Genomic DNA, 20069 nt, shown 5'->3' with positions numbered 1-20069 from the left:
GGCTCTGATTGCCTCAGAACTGGTGGCCTTGCCAACTGCAAAACCCATTATTCCCGATTGGGAGTGCAAAAGTGCAACATTAACTTTTTATACGCAAGCACAGAATGAAAATATTTATCGCATTTTTTCCCAAATCTCCTTAACCGGTTGATAATCAATATTAGCTAACGGAAAATAGTTTAATAATTATTCAAATACCTGGCAGATACTTTCCAGATTTTTACAAAAGCCTTCAAAACACCATTTTCCAGCCGATTTCTGCTTTATTCACGAAAATATTCCAGCACATGCATCTTTAACAAATTTTCCTGCTTCATGATGTCTCCCATAGGCAAAGCACGATTTAAACGATAATGCGGCCAGCCGTCATTATCTGTATATTCCAAAACGTAATAGGAAGACAAGCTTAATACTTTACATATGCCTATATGCATCAGATCCTGTTTCTGCTCTTTTGTAAAGCGCTTTGCTCCCTGGCCAAGTTCCTGAACGCCGATCAGGAACAATACGCCATTTAAATCAGCCGGCCTTTTGCCAATCATCTTTTCAACTTTATCCAGTAAATGATTCCACTGAACTTCCAATGGCTGATCTTCTATATCTATTTTGTCCATAACGGCTTTATTTATTTATATACTCAATTTGCGCCTTTCCTGAAAATACAAACAGGAATCCAGCATGAATGATTTGGTTTTAACTCTTAAAGTTTTCTATGCGTTCTTTATTTAAAACAAATTTCACGGCAGCCCGGACCTTTATATCCGATTATATAACACATTGAAAGTAGGCTTTTAATGCTTTTTCCTAACTTTGGCTTTTGCTGTAATAAGATGAATCAATTAGAAAAGCATACAATTTTGAATCATAACGATTATTTGTCAACTCTGAATGACCCTCAGCGGGAAGCGGTATTGCATGGAGAGGGTCCTTTGATGATTATTGCAGGCGCAGGCTCCGGAAAAACCAGGGTACTGACTTACCGCATTGCCCATTTGATTGAAAATGGAGTTGACCCGTTCCGGATTTTATCGCTGACTTTTACCAACAAAGCATCCGGCGAAATGCGCCATCGTATTGAAGGTGCTGTCGGTACGGAAGCACGGAATATCTGGATGGGTACTTTTCACTCTGTATTTGCCAAAATATTAAGAATTGAAGCCAGGTATCTGGGTTATACAAGTGATTTTTCCATTTATGATACCGATGATTCCAAGTCATTACTAAGAAGCATTATCAAGGAGTACAACCTGGATGACAAGATCTACAAGGCAAATGTAGTCTTCAACAGAATATCGGGAGCAAAAAACCGGCTTGTGTCCGCAGACGATTACATCAACAATGCAGCGATTCAGGCGGATGACGAAGCGGCTAAAATGAAAGAAATCGGCAGGCTGTACAAGACGTATGCAACGCGCTGTTTTCAGGCCAATGCAATGGATTTTGATGATCTGTTATTTAATACCAATGTCCTTTTCCGCGATTTTCCTGATGTATTGTATAAATATCAGCACAAGTTCCAGCATGTCATGGTAGACGAGTTTCAGGATACCAACGTTTCGCAATATCTGATTACACGCAAACTTTCTGCTGTTCACCGTAACATTTGTGTCGTTGGCGACGATGCGCAGAGTATTTATGCGTTCCGCGGAGCCAATATTGAGAATATCCTGAACTTTGAAAAGGATTTTCCGGATGTAAGGACGATCAAGCTGGAACAAAATTACCGTTCTACGGGCACCATTGTAAATGCAGCCAATTCCGTCATTGCACGAAACAAATCGCAGCTCAAAAAAGAAACCTTTACAGCAAATGAAGAAGGATCTTTGATTGATGTGCTTAAAGCAGGTTCCGATAATGAAGAAGGCAGGCTGGTGGCAACTGCAATCTTTGAAGAAAAAATGCAGAAAGCGCTGCGCAACGAAAACTTTGCCATTCTTTATCGTACCAACGCGCAGTCACGTTCGTTTGAAGAAGCTTTGCGCAAGCTTGGAATCAAATACCGGATTATCGGCGGGCAGTCATTTTACCAGCGAAAAGAAATCAAGGATTTGCTTGCTTACCTTCGGTTTACGGTTAATCAGAGAGACGAGGAAGCTTTCAAGCGCATTATAAATCTTCCAAAAAGAGGAATCGGTGACTCAACGGTAGCTAAAATAGCCGTTGCGGCTTCCGAAAATGATCTTCCGATCTGGGACGTAGTGGCAAACATCGGAAATTATGCAAGCGGTCGTACGATTACGCCGATTGATCAGTTTGCAACTTTAATCAAGAGTTTTAAAATTCTGGTGGAAGAAGGAAAAGATGCCTACGAAGTTGCCGCGCACATTGCAAAAGCTTCGGGCATACTGCGTGAATTGTATGAAGACAAAACGGTGGAAGGTTTGTCGCGCTACGAAAACGTACAGGAATTGCTGAACGGTATCAAGGAATTTGTTGATAATCCCGAAAGTGAAGACAAAACCCTGAGCGCTTTTCTGCAATCTGTTTCCTTGTTGACGAATGCCGACGAGCCGGATGACAACAATGACAATGACCGGGTTACGATGATGACCATTCACTCAGCAAAAGGGCTTGAATTCCGGAATGTATTCATCGTCGGGCTGGAAGAAGACTTATTTCCGAGCCAGATGATGCTGGAAAGCAGGCAGGATCTGGAAGAAGAAAGAAGGTTGTTTTATGTTGCCATTACGCGCGCTGAAAAAAGGCTTTCATTTTCGTATGCGGAAAGCCGGTATCAGTGGGGACGTTTGAAAATGTGCGAGCCGAGCCGCTTTTTACTGGAAGTCGATCCGCGTTACCTGAATGCTTCCAGAATTCTGCATGGTCCGGAAAGAGACAGCTCTCCGTCTCCGCTTTCCTCGGCACGGAATTTGACGCAACGTAAATCAACAGAGTACAAGCCGGCTTCAAGCATGGCGCCGCATGTTCCGTCCGATGGTTTTGTACCAACCGATACTTTTGACCTTGCAGAAGGTGACAAAGTGGAACATTTGAAATTCGGTTTTGGAGAGGTTACAAAAATAGAAGTAAACGGCTCCGACCGGAAAGCAACGGTTAAATTCGACCTTGTAGGAGAAAAAACGCTGTTGCTGAGCTTTGCCAAACTTCGGGTACTTAAATAAATTTATTAGGATGATTATAGCAGGTACTTACACCGCTTATTATTAATAATATTAGTACAAATCCAGATCAAATAAATTACTCTAAAACTTCACTGATAAAATTATAATTTATGTTTATTGAAAAAGATATATTACAAATACAAGAGCGCGGAAGTGACATAGCAACTGTGGAAGAACAAGTTCGCTATTTTATCAATGGCTTTCCATTTCTGCAGCTTTCAAAAGCTGCAACAGTTGGTGACGGAATTATCCGTCTTACTGACGATCAGATCAAAGAAGTTATCAGTGAATTTGACAAAAGTGCCGCAGAAGGTGAAATTGCCCTGCTGAAATTTGTGCCGGCCTCCGGCGCTGCAACCCGCATGTTCAAATCCTTGTTCGGGTTTCTTCAGGAAGGAAAAAAGGATAAATCGGTTGAGGAATTTTTTGCCAAACTTCCGGATTTCGCTTTTTATGAAGATCTGAAAACAAGTATGGCTTCGGACAATTTCAATATTGAAACGGCCGATGAAAATACAATTGTTTCCTATTTCCTGACGAATAAAGGCCTGGGTTACGGTGAACTGCCGAAAGGATTGCTGAAATTCCATAATTACGAAGACCGCTCCCGCACTCCGCTGGAAGAACATCTGGTGGAAGGCGCAAAATATGCAAATGCCGGCGGCAACGTGCAGATCCATTTTACGGTTTCTCCGGAACACCGCGACAAGTTCGAAAAACTGGTTGTAGAAGTGCTTCCGACTTATCAGAGTGAATTCGGAGTAAGGTACATTGTCTCCTTTTCCGAGCAAAAAAGTTCCACAGATACGATTGCAGTCAATCTGGACAATACGCCTTTCCGCGAAAAAGACGAAAGTTTGTTGTTCCGTCCGGCGGGCCACGGCGCACTTCTTGAAAATCTCGGACAACTGGATGCCGATATTATTTTTATCAAAAACATCGACAATGTCGTTCCGGATCGCATTAAGGAAGAAACCATTACTTACAAAAAAGCACTGGCCGGAATTGTTCTTAAATACCAGAAACAGATTTTCGGGTATCTTAAAAAATTGAATGAAGAAAGTGATGCCGCGTTATTAAGCGAACTGGATTCATTTTTCAGAAATGAATTGTGTGTTGTTCCGCCTGCCGGATTTGATAGCTGGAATGACGAAAAGAAAAAAGAATATTTTGTCCAGAAACTGGACAGGCCTTTGCGTGCATGCGGAATGGTGAAAAATCAGGGAGAACCTGGCGGCGGACCGTTCTGGGCTGAAAATGCGGACGGATCTTCTTCTTTACAAATTGTTGAATCTGCTCAGGTGGATGTCGATGACGAGGCACAAAACAGTATTTTCAAGAATTCAACGCATTTTAATCCTGTCGATCTGGTTTGCGCAGTAAAAAACAGCAAAGGTGAATTGTTTGACCTGAAAAAATTCCGGGATCCTTTAACCGGCTTTATTACAGGAAAATCAAAGGACGGAAAAGAGCTGAAAGCACAGGAATTGCCGGGTTTGTGGAATGGCGCCATGGCCGACTGGAACACGCTTTTTGTTGAAGTTCCGCTGATTACTTTCAATCCTGTAAAAACCGTTAACGATCTTCTCCGCGAACAGCATCAGTAAAATTAAATTGAGGAGAAATAAAAGCTGAGGATAAATAAAAGTTAGGTATCAATCAGTTTTAAATAACAAAAAAGGCGCAGAAACCGGTTTCTGCGCCTTTTTTATAAAGTGATCGGAAAAAATCAAGGAATAGGCAGTACTTTGCTTTCTTTGAAAGTAGACAAAATAACCATGGTCTGCGTACTTGCTACTTCCTCAATTTCATTGATTTTTTCGAGCATCAGCTTCTGATAAGTACTTATGTCTTTCGAAATGACCCTTAGCAGGAAATCTCCGGTTCCGGTTATATGGTGACACTCAACGACTTCTGGAATTGCATGTATTTTTTCAACAAAAGATTCGGTAACTGCTTTTCTGTGTCCGACCAAGGAAATCTGTACAAATGTGCTTACACCCAATCCTACCTTTTCAGGTTCAAGCTGAGCATGATAGCTCTTGATAATTCCGGATTGCTCAAGTTTCTTTACACGTTCCAACGTGGGTGCAGGAGAAAGCCCTATTTCCTTGGATAATTGTGCATTTGTTATTTTTGCATTCGTTTGTAAGATTTCCAGTACTTTACGGTCGATCTGGTCTAACTTAATAATGGCCGACATTTCTCTATGACTAAGGTTTCGTATAGCGCCTTTTTTAAGACGATGCAAAACTAATTAGTTTCCCGAAGAATCTTATAATTATATACTGAAATTTGTCAAAAAAAAAGAATTATCGTAGGCAAAAATTCAATTTAGTTTGGAAATATTAGGCTTACGTATCTTGTAATGCATTAACTTCAATTAGCTTACGAAGCATACGTTTCGATTTTCTGCAGAAAATCCTGATACGTCATTTTTATGCCTTCTTCCAGTTCTGTACGGTGTTTCCAGCCCAGGCTGTGCAGCTTGCTTACGTCCATCAGTTTTCGCGGAGTGCCGTCCGGCTTGTCTGTATTCCAGCGGATTTCACCTTCATATCCCGTTACATTCATGATCAGTTCGGCCAGCGATTTGATCGTTACATCGGAGCCTACGCCAATGTTCAGGAATTCCGGTTCATTGTAATTCTGCATCAGGAAATAACATGCATCCGCAAGGTCGTCGGCATGGAGGAATTCCCTCAAAGGCGAACCTGTACCCCACAATTCGACAAAAGGCTTGTTTTCTTCCTTTGCCGTATGAAATTTCCGGATCATGGCGGGCAGCACGTGAGAATTGTTAAGGTCATAATTGTCATTCGGGCCGTATAAATTGGTTGGCATGACAGAGATAAAATTGCAGCCATACTGCGCGCGGTAAGCTTCACACATTTTGATACCCGCAATTTTGGCAATGGCATAAGGTTCATTGGTTGGTTCGAGCAATCCTGTCAGGAGCGATTCTTCACGCAAAGGCTGCGGAGCCAGTTTCGGATAAATGCAGCTTGATCCCAGAAACATCAGTTTTTTTGCATCTGTTCTGTAAGCACTGTCAATTACATTGTTCTGAATCAGCAAATTGTCATTTAAAAATTCAGCGCGGTAAATGTTATTGGCCATAATTCCGCCTACTTTTGCTGCGGCCAGGAAAACATATTCCGGGCGTTCTTTCTCAAAGAAATCCTTTACAGCACTCTGATTCCGTAAATCCAGTTCGGAAGAAGTTTTTAAAACAAAGTTTTCATATCCTTCTTTTATCAATTTTCGATGAATAGCAGAGCCAACCATTCCGCGATGTCCGGCAATATAAATTTTAGCACTTTTTTCCACTGTGTTTTTTAAATTTGTGTGTTGAAAATCAATATAGAAAAAACCTGTTCGTTACAAAAGTAATCATCTTGCTTTGAAGAAAAACTTATACACATGCAAAGAGTAACTTCGATCTGCTGTTTTTTTCTCCTTTATCTGATTAAAAGCGTTTCTGCACAATCAGAACAGAAGGAAACCACACCGCCGCCTTCATGGCTGCCAAAGGAAACCGTCAAAAAAGATACAGCCACCCGCTCCAAAGACCTTAAATCGTTTATCAGCGGACTTGATCCGGTTGCAGGATCATCGCTTCCCGGCGCAAATGGCAAATCTACAAGCCTTTCAACGCTTTTCGGAGAAACAATTCCTGATCTTGGGTTAAGGGTTAAAGAATACAAAAGCCAGAAGAAGGACAGGAAGTTAAAGAAAGAAAAAGCCAAACTGGCCAAAGTTCAGTACGAAGGTATCCCGATGCAAAGCATGTCGGTAAAATACGGCAGCGGCGACAGGGCGACCGTAGAATATTTTCATGTGCTTAAAGAGTACAAACCGATCAATCCTTACGTACGGGCAACAGAAACACGCTGGTATGATAAAAAAGGCAAAAAATTAAGCTCGGCAGTCGTCAAGGAAAAAGAACAGGCACTTCCGCTTCACGGCTCTTATAAAAAATACACGGGCGAAAACCTGATGGAAGAAGGTTACTATTACATGGGCGCAAAGGACGGCCGCTGGGTTAAATACGACGCAAAATACAACCTTATTGACAAAGTAGTCTGGAACAGGGGATTTCCTGCCGAATCACGCATTGCATACTATGATTCCGCTCATACGCAGATTATGGAAGTTGTTCCCGTTGTGTTCGGTAAAGTAGAAGGAGAATACATGAAATTCTACAAGGAAGGACAGCTCATGCTGAACGGCAAGTACGACAACGGACAGAAAGTAGGCCGCTGGGTGGAGTATTACCAGTTCCGTCGTCAGCGCAAAAAAGAAATCCAGTATCCGAAAACAGCATGGGAAGAAGAATTTGAGCCATTTGTTTTAAGAGAATGGGACGATAAAGGCAAACTTCTTTACGACTACACCAAAGATCCGCGCGCCTCGGTAGAGGAAGAGACTGAAAACTGACAGTCTCAAAAGAATTTTCATTACACACACTAATAAGCATGCTGAATTCGGGCATGCAAGAATTTTATCATGTTCGTTACCTTTCTGAATTACGTCAGATTCAAAATCTGGCTTGCACTTTTATTTTGTGCCCTTCCTGTTGCCATTTACATTCTGGTTTTTCATTCGATTGCGTTAAATGCCAATTATGTAGCATTTGATGATATTGTTATTCTGGGAATAATACCCAAATTCAAAAACGCTTCCTGGCTGCAACGCTGGAAGCAGCTTACCGAACTTTTTCCTGAGCACCGACTGATTTTTTCCAGATCTGTAATTCTTCTGCTTTATTATACTTGTGGAAAAGTTAATCTTGTTTGGCCAATGATTATTGCCAGCGTATGCTGGGGATTGTGCGCTTTCATTTTTTACAAAGCATTTGAAAAGAACAAGTTGTCATTCTGGTATTTTGTACCGGTAATATGGCTCTGGTTCAATATCCAGTCTTTTGAAAACATCTTCTGGGGAGTAAGCTCTTTATGCAATTTCGGAGTGATTTTATTTGTGCTGTCAGCGCTTTATTTCACCTGTTATCATCAGCAACAGACTATTATATCGCTCTTTTTCGCAATTACAGCCACTTTTACCTACGGAAACGGGTTGATGGTTTTTCCGGTAATCGGGTTATTGTATCTGATTATGGGACGGCACAGACAGTTTCTGATTACTCTGACAATTGCGCTTGTTACATCAGTAATCTATTTTTCAGACTTCGCTCCTATTACACAAAATCTTGATTTTTCCGATCCTCGGCAAGTAAAAGAAGGATTTCTGGGATCATTCGGATTCATTGGCTCAATTGCAACAATCACTGCTTACAGTATTACAGATATGAAAATATATCAGGCGGTTATAACAGGTATTTTGTTAGTTATAATTTTTATTTCTCTGTTTAGAGGACAGCTTCTTCAATTCTGGAATGCTATTTTGCTAAAAACCGAATACAGAAATATGACTGCACTTTTTGCCTTGTCAGTAATTATTTTTGTAGGCATAACAACACTTGTGCTTGCTTATAAACGGATTCTGACGGACACACTTCTGGGAATGTTTAAAGGCCGGTACAGAATGTATTCGACCTTATGGTGTATAGCATTATATTTTGCGTTTATTTCTCAGGAAAGCAGATTCCGGCATAAGCTTTATCCTTTCATTCTGTTCCTGGCCATTGCTTTAAATCAGGTTATTTTACATAATTGCTTTGCGGAAGCCGTAAATAATCGTCGTGCTGCAATTGCCCAGGAGTTTAATGCAAGGTATAATGCTGACTGGTTTGGAACGAGAATGTTTTCCATAACGCAGAAGCACTTTGAAAAAATCAGGGCTTATTATCACTCTAAAGATCCGCTTGCAGAAGGCTGGAACGTACTTTCGAAATCCGAGAAAATTTCTTGTGAGACTTTAAATCAGCCAGTGGAAATTACAAAATCTGGAGAATCTGTTTACATCCGTTTTCCGGAAATAAATTTTAAGACTGAAAAGGACTTTTCTGACGGTGCCTATGTATTGTTGAAATCCGCAGACCACGTTTATGCATGTTCGTCCAGCCAGTTTCCGGTTCCTTTAAAAACGGTTATACGCCGCCAGATATATTTTGCAAAAGGATTATTCTCCGTTTTTCACGTGTCAACAATTGCACCCGGCCGATATGATTTTTATCTGCTTATGCGCGAAAACGGACAAAACAGAATTTATTGCACAGGCAAATCTTGGAATAAAATAAAGTAAGGTTAAAATTTCTGATGCAATCCTGTCAGGATACGTTCTGCTTCTTTCCGGATATCGCCTGTCGGCCGGATAAAATTGTTGTTCATAAAACTGAATGCAAGTATCTTTCCTTTTCTGGTGACAAGGTATCCGCTCAGATTGTAGATGTTGCTCAGACTTCCTGTTTTGGCAAATACAAACGGTTTTTCACCTTTGAACAAATTGCTTAATGTGCCTGTTTTTCCGCCCTGCGGCAGTATGGCAAACAACCTTTCCTGCGGAACTTTTATATATATTTTTTGAAGCAAAGCCACGATTGTTCTCGGCGTAAACAGATTATACCGGCTGAGCCCCGAGCCGTCTTTCCATACCGGACGATCCGGCAGATCGTCCATATGATGTTCTACGGCATGTGCAATGGCTTTTTCTGTGTTCAACGGCAAGCCATTTTCCGAAGCGTAAAGCAGCATAAGCTGTTCCGCAAGCATGTTGTCGCTTGTCTGCATCATTCGGGCATAAAGGGAATCGGACGGAATGCTGTACACTTTCTGTAATTCCACATCCAGCGGAATATTAATTAGTTTAATTTCCTTTTTCAATGTATCGCTTAAAAGCTGTGCGGTTAAATCATCCGACATATGAACGGGAACATCCTGCATCAGTCCTTCCGGCACCACAAGCCGTGAATGGCGGAATAAATTCTGGAATTCATCTCTTTCAATGCCTGAAACGGTACTGTCAAAAACCATAGACTTGTTCCAGATGCCCGGACTAACCTGAAATTGCTGTGAAGCCTGGCCCTTAAATCTTGCAATGTTTCCGTAAACCGGCATCGGAGAAACTTCCGGCTGATAATAATCATTGTAATCGCTCCATGCCCAGCCCGGCCCGAAACGTTTGTTTTCAAAGTTGAAAGGTGTGAGAAAAATCTGGTCTTTCCTGTTCTTTAAAAAATCAAAAACCTTGCTGTGAGGCAAATCGGGATGCAATAAAGAAGGGTCGCCTGTTCCGCGGATGATCAGTAACTCGCCCCATTCCAGATATTCCAGCCCGGGAACAGAATCTCCGAGTGCGCACAAGCCGGCGTAAAAGCTAAACAGTTTCGTATTGGAAGCAGGCGTAAAATATTTGTCATCCTGGTAAGAAGCAATGGCTTTTTTGCCGTTTACTTCCCGAATGGAAATTCCCGTATGCTGCTGGGTAAATACTGTTGAGTTTTTCAGCTCACGTTTCATATAATGCGAAACGGAACAGCCGGATAATGCCAGAATACTGATAAGGAAAAGAAGCGTGCGCATGGAAATAAGTTGGGATTGATACCGTCAAAGGTACTATTTTGCAAATTTAAACCGGCTTTTACGTTAAGTCATCAAAGTAAATTGATGATTTGAAGAAAACTGTATTTTACCTCTTTTATTTCCGGTTTATGCAGATTTATCTTTTTATAATGTATGATTTTATTCGTTCTGACGTCAAATCTGGATTGTCCGGCACAAGCCGGCAAGCACAATTTCTTTACTTAACAAACATTATCCTGTTACTTTGCACATCAACAAGCACACTGCAACTGTTAAAAATCTGATGATTGATCTTCACTCCGTTCTGAACCAATATTGGGGTTACGATTCGTTCCGGCCTTTTCAGGAAGAAGCCATCCGGACGGTCCTCAACGGAATGGATACGCTTGTTTTGCTTCCGACCGGCGGCGGCAAATCCGTCTGCATTCAGGTGCCTGTGATGGTTTCAGAAGGAGTCTGCATTGTGGTTACGCCGCTTATTGCGCTCATGAAAGATCAGGTGGAACAGCTCAAAAAACGGGGTATTCCGGCTGCGTCCATTCATTCCGGCATGAGCAGAAACGAAATTGACTTTACGCTGGACAACTGTGTTCACGGCAATACCAAATTTCTGTACGTATCACCGGAAAGGTTACGGACGGATATTATGATTGAACGCGTCAAGAAGATGAAAGTTTGTCTTCTGGCCGTAGATGAAGCGCATTGTATTTCTGCATGGGGATATGATTTCAGGCCTTCTTATCTTTTGATTGCTGATTTCCGAAAGCTGATTTCCGGCGTTCCCGTGATGGCGCTTACCGCTACGGCTACCGAAGAAGTGCGTGCCGATATCCTGAACAAGCTGCAGATGCGCAATGCCAGGGTGTTCAAACAGTCTTTTGCAAGGGCAAACCTCTCCTACTCTGCTTTTCTGGAAGAAAGTAAAGAAAGAAAATTACTTCAGATTCTTAAAAATGTTTCGGGATCGGCAATCGTATACGTCAGAACGCGCAAGCAGGCCAAAGAACTCGCGGACTGGCTCAACCGGCAGGGAATCAGTGCATATGGCTACCACGCCGGACTTCCTTTCCGCGAACGTTCCGACAGGCAGTCTGCCTGGATCAAAAATCAGGTCCGGACGGTTGTGGCTACCAATGCTTTCGGAATGGGGATTGACAAACCGGACGTTCGGGCAGTCATTCATTTTGATTTGCCGGACAATCTGGAAGCTTATTATCAGGAAGCAGGCCGTGCCGGACGTGACGAAAAGAAAGCGTATGCGGTTGCGCTGTTCAATAAAATTGATCTGGAAGAACTTTCCGCAGGCATCAACAGGAAATATCCTTCTGCCGAAACCCTGAAAAGAGTTTATCAGGCGCTTGCCAATTATTACAAAATCCCGACGGGCGGAGGCGAATTCGCAGGTTTCAGTTTTGATATCCAGGAATTTACAGGAACATTCGGACTGCCTGTCAATGAAACGCATTATGCTTTGAAATTGCTTGAAGAAGAAGGGTTTATACAATTGAGCGAGAATTTTAATGATTTGTCCAAAATTCATTTTCTCATTGATAACCGTCAGCTTTATGACTTTCAGATTCGTTATCAGGAGCTGGATTCATTTATCAAAACCATGCTCAGGTTGTACGGAGGAGAACTTTTTACAGAATATGTCCGCATTTCAGAAAGTGAACTTGCACAGATTTATTTTGCCCCGGAAACAGAAATAATCCGGAAACTGAAATTTCTGCAGGAACGCGACATTATTGATTACGAACCCAGACGAGACAAGCCGCAGCTTACATTCCTGACGCCGAGGTATGAAGCAGCTTTGTTGCCGCTGAACATTTTTGAGATAGAAAAGAAACGGGACAGAGATCTGAAAAAAGCCTATGCAGTAGCACGTTACGCTTCACATACCAAAATCTGCAGAACATTGCTCCTGCTTGAATATTTCAACGAATTTGATGCGCAGGAATGCGGTGTATGCGACATATGCATTCAGAACAGGAAAAATGAACTGACAAAAGAAACCGGGCTTGAACAGGCTCTGATCCGGTTTTTAAATCAGAACGGGCCAATGGGTCCGCGCGATTTATTGAAAGCATTTGAAAGTATTTCAGAAAACAGTTTTACACACACTATAAAGCAACTGATCGAAGATGAAATTGTACGCTATGATTCACTTGGAAAGCTTGCTTTGACTAACAGAACACAGTCTTGAAAAAAGTTATTATTTTTTGCACTTTTTTACTTTTAAACTTACGGAGTGCCTATACGCAGGAGGTTTCGAGTATGCAGACCAGCAATTACGGAGGTCTTTACCGCGCAACTTACAATCCCGCCATTACAGGCGCACCAAGGCAAAAATGGCAAGTAAACATTGGTACGGCAGCCGGCAGCATCAATTACAGGTACTTTGTTTTTCTGGGAAAAAATTCCTTGCTCTATCCTATTCTGGCACCGCATTCAACAAGGGAATTATACGGCCGTTCCAGAACAATGGGATCATTGATTCAACGCAATCCGGTATATCTTGCAAGCGAAATCCGCTGGCCGTCTGCAATGGTCTCACTTGGAAAGTATTCCGGGCTGGCCTTACAGCTGAGGACAAGAGGGTATTTTTATGGAAAAAACATTCCCGATGCCATTCAGAATCTTTATTTTAAAAGGCTTGACACCGAAAGTACGCCTGTAACGGCAAACCAGCCCTGGGGAAATTTCAGTCTTGTACAGCAGAGTTTTTCGGAAGCAAATGTGTCGTACGGAGCGCAACTGCTGGATCTGCGAACGCATAAGCTGCGTGTGGGCGTCACCGGCAAACGCATTTTCGGAGCACGAACGGCATACATGAATGCGTCTGCGGATCACTTTGGCATTCGGCAGACAAGCGGGAATGTAAAGTCCAGTGAATTAGTCCTGTCAGATTTCAGGTATGAAAGCGGTTACAGTGCACAGGTACAAAAAATGCGGTTCAAAAATCTGTTCGATTCAGGTCATTATGGTTCCGGCTGGGCATATGATTTCGGGTTTTCCTATGAACTGGGCGCATACTGGGGCAGAAAAAAGGAGGAATTTGATAAGAGCCCCGAGTATTTGATCCGTTTAGGTGCGTCTCTGACGGACATAGGCTTCATCAAGTACAAAACTTTGCAAAGCAGGGTTATATCCGGAATGAAAACGGAAGCTGTTATCGGGCAGAATGAGCTGGAAACAATCAGTGACTTTGGGCCCGAAGGTTTTATGAATCTTTTTCCGGCTAAAACAGATACCATTTTCAGAAAAAATGTCCAACTTCCGCAAGCTGTTCATCTGGAAGCAGATATACAGCTTGTAAAAGGGTTTTTCCTCCATCTTGAACAAACCCGAAGATACAGAAGCCAAATGGACAGGCCATTGGATATATACAGGCCAAACTTATTTACAATTACGCCGCGTTTTGAAGATGAAGATTCCGATTTTGCTTTTCCGGTATCCTTTGTGGAGGGAAACAAACGACCTTCGCTGGGCGCTTTCGGACATTTCGGGCCTCTCTTTCTGGGGTTCAGCAATGTAAATGGTTTGTTTAAAAAACGTGGCGCAAAAGGAAGTATGCTGTACATCGGCTTTACAGCGTGGAAAATGAACAGGAAAGATGTAAAAAGTAAAAGGTAAGAAGTGACCTGTAAGCAGTAAAACGTAAAAAGTAAAATGGAAAAGGTAGTTATTCTTTGCTTGTTTAACTTGTTTTTACCGGGCGTTTTGCTTGCGCAGCATCAGCATCATGAATCTGCTTTTTCTGCAGTAACAGGTATTGAGCCACAGCCATTGCTGGCTCAGGCAATGCGTCTGCAGGAAGCGCTGACTTTTTCGGGGTCATCTTTGTCTTCGGAAGATGCAAAGCGTCTGAAGATTTTAAGCGACAAGCCTCTGAATGGAGAAACCGTAGCGGGCATTCAGGAAATTCTGGATCCATACTGCCTGAATGTTGTCCATATCAATCCGGAAGGTCGCGTAAAAGTAGAAAGAGGCCAGGCAAAAGCGCTGCTGGTTCAAAACGGATGGACAAGTTTTCTGGTCAAGGTTCATAATGAAGCCGGCATTACGGCGAAGCTTGAGGCCGTTAGCCCGAATGCCGCCAAGCCGTTTCATTCTCCGTCTTTTGAACCGATTGTCAAGAAAGAACACGAACTTTCGCCCGGACAGGTTGCAAACCGGTTTGTTGAAATCCAGATGTATACCAACCGGCCTTTACAACCTGAACTGACGGGATTGAAACTGGAATATGCCATTGTTCAGATTTACTCGAAAGATGCCGGAAAGCGTGAAATTGAAATTGCCTATAACGCCGGTCAAGGTTCGCAGGATCTTGGTTTCCGCAATTCCACGCATATTTTGTTTGATGTAAAACCTTCGGTAAAAGTAAAGTTCAATATCAAAGATGACGATGGAACGCCCGCCATGGCGTCGTTTCTGATCACAGACGGTCAGGAACATGCTTCGGGAAAATTTACCGGAGTTTATCCGCTTCCATCGCGGCGCGTAGCGGCATTTGATGAATATCCCGACTTCTTTTTTCAGCCGCAGATTTATCGAAAAGACAGTGAACATGTACTGCTTGCACCCGGAAAATACACGGTTTCATACACACGCGGACCTGAATACATCAGGCAGACCAAAGAAATTGTGGTTCCGGATCATGCAGAAACGGTGGAGGCTTCCTTTCAGCTGAAACGCTGGATTAAAATGGCAGAACTGGGCTGGCACAGCGCAGATCATCATGTTCATGCAGCCGGATGCAGCCATTACGACAGTCCGACAGAAGGCGTTGACCCAAAAGATATCTGGCGTCAGGCATTGGGTGAAGACCTCAATATTGCTGCAAATCTGGCCTGGGGACCAAGCTGGTATCATCAGAAAACCTTTTTTACGGGTAAAGACGATCCGTTGTCCAATCAGAAAAATATCATGCGCAACGATGTGGAAGTTTCCGGGTTTCCATCGTCTCATGCAGGGCATATTGTGCTTTTGCGCGTGAAAGAAGATGATTATCCCGGCACAACCCGCATTGAGCAATGGCCAAGCTGGACAGCTCCGGTTCTGACCTGGGCCAAATCACAAGGTGCTGTCGTTGGATATGCGCATTCCGGCTGGGGGTTGGAGCCCGTGCAGCCTACGGATAAACTGCCCAATTACATTGTTCCAAAAATGGACGGCATCGGAGCGAATGAATACATTGTAACGGTTACACAGCATCTTGTCGATTTCTACAGTGCAGGCGACACGCCGGCTCCGTGGGAACTCAATATGTATTATCACACACTTAATTGCGGCTTTAAAACCAGACTAAGCGGAGAAACGGATTTTCCATGCATTACAGATGCGCGCGTAGGGCAGGCAAGAAGCTATTTCAAACCGGCTACATCAAACAAAGCGCTGAACTACGATGAATTTGTCGAGGCACTTAAAAAGGGCAGGAATTACGTTTCGGACGGCCGGTCGCATATCATGGATTTTGCCGTTAACGGAAAAGAAGCGGGCATTGAAGAAAGTGAACTGTCGGTCAAAGAAGGACAAAATGTGCACCTAACAGCAAAGATAGCAGCGTACCTTCCGGCTGAGCAGGACAAAACAGGAGAAAAAACAGCCCAGACGCCTCTTACCAAAATGCCATACTGGGATATAGAAAGGGCCAGAATAGCTAAAACAAGAAAAGTCCGCGTTGAACTTGTTGTAAACGGCGAACCGGTGGACAAAGCCGAAGTGGAAGCGAACGGCAGCGTTACGGATGTTCGTTTTTCTTATAAAGTAAACAAATCGAGCTGGATGGCGCTGCGGATTTACCCGAGTTCGCATTCCAATCCTGTATTTGTAAAAGTAAACAACAAGCCTGTTCAGGATAAAAAAAGCGCAGAATGGTGTTTGTCGGCACTGGATCAATGCTGGAAAATGAAAGAACCCCATATTCGCGCCGAGGAAAAGAAATCCGCCGAAGCTGCTTATGAAAGTGCCCGAAAAGTGTACAGGGATATAATAGACAGCAAGTAAAGTTGGTGTCAGCATCCAAAAGAAGTCAAATCCGGCTGCTTTTCCGTCTGAACAGACTCCCGATCCTGCTGAACATTCTTTTTTCAAACGCCCAAAAGAAATCAAATTTTCGCCATATCCAGCCCCACAACAGCAAAATAACCTGATACAAGGGAAGTACAATCAGAATGTTAACCGTCCAGCGAATCCATGCAGGAGATTGTTTTGTAAGACCGATTGATTCGAAAATCCAGCGTTTGGCATACAAAACGGAAAAACCCGTACAGGCAAAAACGGCCAAAATGATCAGGACGTCCCAACCATTTTTTACATTCCAGCGCTGTTTGAGTTTTTCGATCATGCCGGTTTTTATTCGTAAAGAAAGCCAAGGTGCTCAGGCTTGATTTCTTCTGTATCCAGCGTCAAAAATTCTTCCCAGAAAGGATCGTTCGGCAGCCCGGCTTTGCAGATAATCGGTTCTTTTTTTACAGGATGTTCAAAATAAAGCCTTCTTGCGTGCAGATTAATATTTCCGTCCGGGTTGCCTTTTGGATAGCCGTACTTCACATCGCCTCTGATCGGGCAGTTCATGGATGCAAGCTGAACCCGAATCTGATGCGGACGGCCTGTAACGGGCGTTACTTCCAGCAAGTGGAACTTGTTTATTTCGCCTAGCCAGCGGTAGGAGAGTTCTGCACGCTGCGTTCCCGGCGCCTCATAATCATATGCCGTTGTTACGTTCTTGGACTCATTTTTGGAAAGCCAGTGCACCAGTTTTCCTTTCTTTTCAGCCGGTTTGTTCTTGACAATCGCCCAGTACGTTTTCTGGACATCGCGTTTTCTGAAAATTTCGTTCATGCGTTCCAGTGCTTTCGATGTACGCGCAAATACCACCAGTCCGCTTACCGGTCTGTCAAGACGATGGACTGTACCCAAAAAGACAGCGCCGGGTTTGTTGTACGTTTCCTTGATATAGTCTTTTACCATATCCAGCAGGCATTTATCGCCCGTTGCATCACCCTGAACCAGAATGCCCAGTTCCTTATTGACAATAATCAGGTGATTATCTTCATATATGACTTGAAATGGCTTTTTATTCATATTATATGTTAAATACTTTTTAAAAGGTCAATATGACTCTTTTTCATTCGGAAATGATTTTGCTTTCACATCCTTGATATAATTTGAAATGGCATCGGTCATAACGCCGTTCAGATCGGCATAACGCCGTAGAAAACGAGGCTTGAATTCCTTGTTGATTCCCAGCAAATCGTGCAGAACAAGAATCTGGCCATCCGCATGCGGCCCGGCCCCGATCCCTACAGTCGGAATCTGGATACTTTCGGAAACCTGTTTGGTTAATGAAGAAGGAATTTTTTCCAGAACAACAGAAAAGCAGCCTACTTCTTCCAGCATGCGGGCATCTTCCAGCAATTTCTGCGCTTCCGCTTCCTGTTTTGCCCTTACGGTATAAGTCCCAAATTTGTAAATCGACTGCGGCGTAAGCCCCAAATGGCCCATAACCGGTACGCCCGCACTCAGAATCCTTGTAATGGAATCCCGGATTTCGAGGCCGCCTTCCAGCTTTACAGCATGAGCGCCGGATTCTTTCATAATCCGGATGGCAGAATTAAGTGCTTCGCGCGAATTGCCCTGATACGAACCGAAAGGCAAATCCACAACAACCAGAGCTCTTTTAACTGCTCTTACCACAGAAGCAGCGTGATAAATCATCTGATCAATCGTAATGGGCAATGTCGTTTCATGCCCCGCCATTACGTTGGATGCAGAATCACCGACAAGTATCAGCTCCACACCGGCGGCATCCACAATTCCGGCCATAGAATAATCATAGGCGGTAAGACAGGATATTTTTTCACCGCGGGTTTTCATTTCCTGTATGACATGAGTAGTTACACGCTTGATATCAGGAGTATGTATGGACATAATTTACAGGATTTGTAATTAAATATTTTCAGGAACCGGTTACCGGCTGTTGCTTGTAGTAAAAAATAAGCAAGGATGATAACTTCACAGCAAAGTCCGGCTTTCAGCCATGTAACAACTTACCCGGCCCGATCATTCCTTTTCAAACCGACAATCTGGTTTTACCTTCTGATGAGCCAGTTTTCAGGATTAAGGCGTGACGTATTTTTCCAGATCTGGAACTGCAGTTCCGAGGTGCCGTCGCTATCCGTCGCAACTCTGCCGATGTTTTCTCTTGCTTTTACTTTTTGTCCGGCTCTTACCGTAACGCCGTTCATTTTTGCATAAATAGTCATGTAATTGCCATGCTGGATCGCCACTACATTTCCCATTCCCGGCATTTCCGTTACATCCAGTACTACGCCGTCGTATACGGAACGAACCGGCTCTCCGGCAGAAGTCTGTATATCAACGCCGAGGTTATCCACCATAACGCCTTTCAAAATAGCATGCGGGCGCTGGCCGAAATGCCCCGAAACAAAGCCTTTAACCGGCCAGGGCAAGCGTGATTGTGAAGCTGTAAAGGAAGAAGCCAGTGTCGTTTCTTCTTCGCTCATACCGCTTGAAATAACCGGTTCTTCCTCTACTTTCGGTTCTACTTTGACAGCAGCCTCTCCTTTTTTCTCTCTTTCCGCATTCTCACGTGCAATTCGTTCCCTTTCCGCACGTCGTCTTGCCTCGCGCTCTTCTCTTTCCCTGCGTTCTCTTTCCAGACGTTCGCGGCGTTCTCTTTCTGCGATCCGGCGGATATTGGCTTCCAGCAAATCAGTCGCTCTTTTGTTCTCAGCAATTTGTTTTCTCAGCTCGACTTCCTTCTGCGAAAGCTCCTGAATTACTTCATTCTGCTTTACTTTAAGTCCTTCCAGCTTTGTATTTTCACTTACCCGCGTATCCAGAACGTTCTTTTGCTGGTTTTTCTTGACCGTAATCCGCTTGCGTTCGACAGCAAGCTTGTCTTGCAGAATTTCTATTTCCTTTACTTGTCCCTGCCTTGCTTCCGTATATTGTTTCAGGTATTTATATCGCAGTACAAACTGATTGAAGGTTCCGGCAGAAAACAAAAAGACCAGCTGATTAAAATAAACATTCCGTTTGGATGCTTCATAAATCATATGGCCGTACTCGACTTTCAACTTGGCAAGATCATTATCCAGCACCTGACGTTTTTTTTCAAGTACTTTCAACTCGCCGTTCAGAAGTTCAAGATCATCGGAAAGCAGGTCAATTTGCTTTTTGTACGTATTAATCTGCTGGTTCAGGGCTTTCAGCTGGCCAAGATTAACGTTTTTCTGAGAAGACGTCTGCTTTAAAATATTCTGTATTTCCCTGATCTTGCTCTGGTTTTCACTCTTTTCACGTTCCAGCTGTTCACGCGTTTTCTGCGCAAATACCGCAGTATGCGTGCAAAAAGTGAATGTCAGTAATAAAAATAAAGCACGAAAAAAGATTTTTTGAAAGGGCATACGATTAATTCTTGCGGCCAGATACCTTA

General features: G+C 43.2%; 15 protein-coding genes. 7 read left to right on the top strand and 8 right to left on the bottom strand.

Annotation, left to right across the window (positions count from 1 at the left end; all coding sequences use genetic code 11):
- Nucleotides 1-263 precede the first annotated feature (263 nt).
- Nucleotides 264-614 (bottom strand): hypothetical protein, encoded by a 351-nt coding sequence (locus FEM33_RS11545; protein WP_139012176.1) that lies wholly within the window; start codon nucleotides 612-614, stop codon nucleotides 264-266.
- 216 nt (nucleotides 615-830) lie between these two features.
- Here FEM33_RS11545 and FEM33_RS11540 point away from each other — a divergent pair, with 216 nt between their 5' ends.
- The gene (locus tag FEM33_RS11540) at nucleotides 831-3122 is read left to right on the top strand and encodes an ATP-dependent helicase (RefSeq protein ID WP_139012175.1); all 2292 of its coding nucleotides are present in this window, start codon (nucleotides 831-833) and stop codon (nucleotides 3120-3122) included.
- 110 nt (nucleotides 3123-3232) lie between these two features.
- Complete coding sequence (locus FEM33_RS11535) at nucleotides 3233-4729, top strand: DUF4301 family protein (protein WP_139012174.1); 1497 nt, start codon at nucleotides 3233-3235, stop codon at nucleotides 4727-4729.
- Between the two features lie 122 nt (nucleotides 4730-4851).
- Here FEM33_RS11535 and FEM33_RS11530 read toward each other — a convergent pair whose 3' ends face one another.
- Together FEM33_RS11530 and FEM33_RS11525 are read right to left on the bottom strand one after the other, a co-directional pair.
- The gene (locus tag FEM33_RS11530) at nucleotides 4852-5325 is read right to left on the bottom strand and encodes an Lrp/AsnC family transcriptional regulator (RefSeq protein ID WP_138279308.1); all 474 of its coding nucleotides are present in this window, start codon (nucleotides 5323-5325) and stop codon (nucleotides 4852-4854) included.
- A 185-nt stretch (nucleotides 5326-5510) separates the two neighbouring features.
- Nucleotides 5511-6452, bottom strand: coding sequence for a GDP-L-fucose synthase family protein (locus FEM33_RS11525; RefSeq protein WP_139012173.1), 942 nt, complete (start codon nucleotides 6450-6452; stop codon nucleotides 5511-5513).
- A 93-nt stretch (nucleotides 6453-6545) separates the two neighbouring features.
- Between FEM33_RS11525 and FEM33_RS11520 the strand changes: the two genes are divergently transcribed.
- On the top strand, nucleotides 6546-7562 hold the full coding sequence (locus FEM33_RS11520) for a toxin-antitoxin system YwqK family antitoxin (RefSeq protein ID WP_139012172.1): 1017 nt from the start codon (nucleotides 6546-6548) through the stop codon (nucleotides 7560-7562).
- 69 nt (nucleotides 7563-7631) lie between these two features.
- Complete coding sequence (locus FEM33_RS11515; protein WP_139012171.1) at nucleotides 7632-9329, top strand: hypothetical protein; 1698 nt, start codon at nucleotides 7632-7634, stop codon at nucleotides 9327-9329.
- A gap of 2 nt (nucleotides 9330-9331) precedes the next feature.
- On the opposite strand, the gene FEM33_RS11510 is transcribed toward FEM33_RS11515, so the two are convergent.
- Nucleotides 9332-10606 (bottom strand): D-alanyl-D-alanine carboxypeptidase/D-alanyl-D-alanine-endopeptidase, encoded by a 1275-nt coding sequence (locus FEM33_RS11510; RefSeq protein ID WP_139012170.1) that lies wholly within the window; start codon nucleotides 10604-10606, stop codon nucleotides 9332-9334.
- 283 nt (nucleotides 10607-10889) lie between these two features.
- Between FEM33_RS11510 and FEM33_RS11505 the strand changes: the two genes are divergently transcribed.
- The 3 genes from FEM33_RS11505 (at nucleotide 10890) to FEM33_RS11495 (ending at nucleotide 16612) form a co-directional block, all read left to right on the top strand.
- Nucleotides 10890-12809 (top strand): RecQ family ATP-dependent DNA helicase, encoded by a 1920-nt coding sequence (locus FEM33_RS11505; RefSeq protein ID WP_139012169.1) that lies wholly within the window; start codon nucleotides 10890-10892, stop codon nucleotides 12807-12809.
- Between the two features lie 71 nt (nucleotides 12810-12880).
- The gene (locus tag FEM33_RS11500; RefSeq protein ID WP_139012168.1) at nucleotides 12881-14239 is read left to right on the top strand and encodes a DUF5723 family protein; all 1359 of its coding nucleotides are present in this window, start codon (nucleotides 12881-12883) and stop codon (nucleotides 14237-14239) included.
- Between the two features lie 36 nt (nucleotides 14240-14275).
- Nucleotides 14276-16612, top strand: a complete 2337-nt coding sequence (locus FEM33_RS11495; RefSeq protein ID WP_201747737.1) for a CehA/McbA family metallohydrolase — start codon at nucleotides 14276-14278, stop codon at nucleotides 16610-16612.
- A gap of 25 nt (nucleotides 16613-16637) precedes the next feature.
- Here the strand turns inward: FEM33_RS11495 and FEM33_RS11490 are convergent, their stop codons facing one another.
- The 4 genes from FEM33_RS11490 to FEM33_RS11475 form a co-directional block, all read right to left on the bottom strand.
- Nucleotides 16638-16952, bottom strand: coding sequence for a DUF6787 family protein (locus FEM33_RS11490; RefSeq protein WP_139012167.1), 315 nt, complete (start codon nucleotides 16950-16952; stop codon nucleotides 16638-16640).
- Nucleotides 16953-16960: 8 nt separating this feature from the next.
- Nucleotides 16961-17692 carry an RluA family pseudouridine synthase gene (locus FEM33_RS11485; RefSeq protein ID WP_139012166.1) on the bottom strand — a complete coding sequence of 244 codons (732 nt, stop codon included), beginning with the start codon at nucleotides 17690-17692 and terminating at the stop codon, nucleotides 16961-16963.
- A gap of 27 nt (nucleotides 17693-17719) precedes the next feature.
- Nucleotides 17720-18538 carry a 3-methyl-2-oxobutanoate hydroxymethyltransferase gene (gene panB / locus FEM33_RS11480; RefSeq protein ID WP_138279300.1) on the bottom strand — a complete coding sequence of 273 codons (819 nt, stop codon included), beginning with the start codon at nucleotides 18536-18538 and terminating at the stop codon, nucleotides 17720-17722.
- 161 nt (nucleotides 18539-18699) lie between these two features.
- Complete coding sequence (locus tag FEM33_RS11475) at nucleotides 18700-20040, bottom strand: murein hydrolase activator EnvC family protein (protein ID WP_139012165.1); 1341 nt, start codon at nucleotides 20038-20040, stop codon at nucleotides 18700-18702.
- Between the last annotated feature and the right edge of the window lie 29 nt (nucleotides 20041-20069).

It is taken from the genome of Dyadobacter flavalbus (assembly GCF_006149045.1).
In the GTDB taxonomy this organism is placed as follows: Bacteria; Bacteroidota; Bacteroidia; order Cytophagales; family Spirosomataceae; genus Dyadobacter; species Dyadobacter flavalbus.
This window is presented reverse-complemented; position numbering and strand designations above follow the sequence as displayed.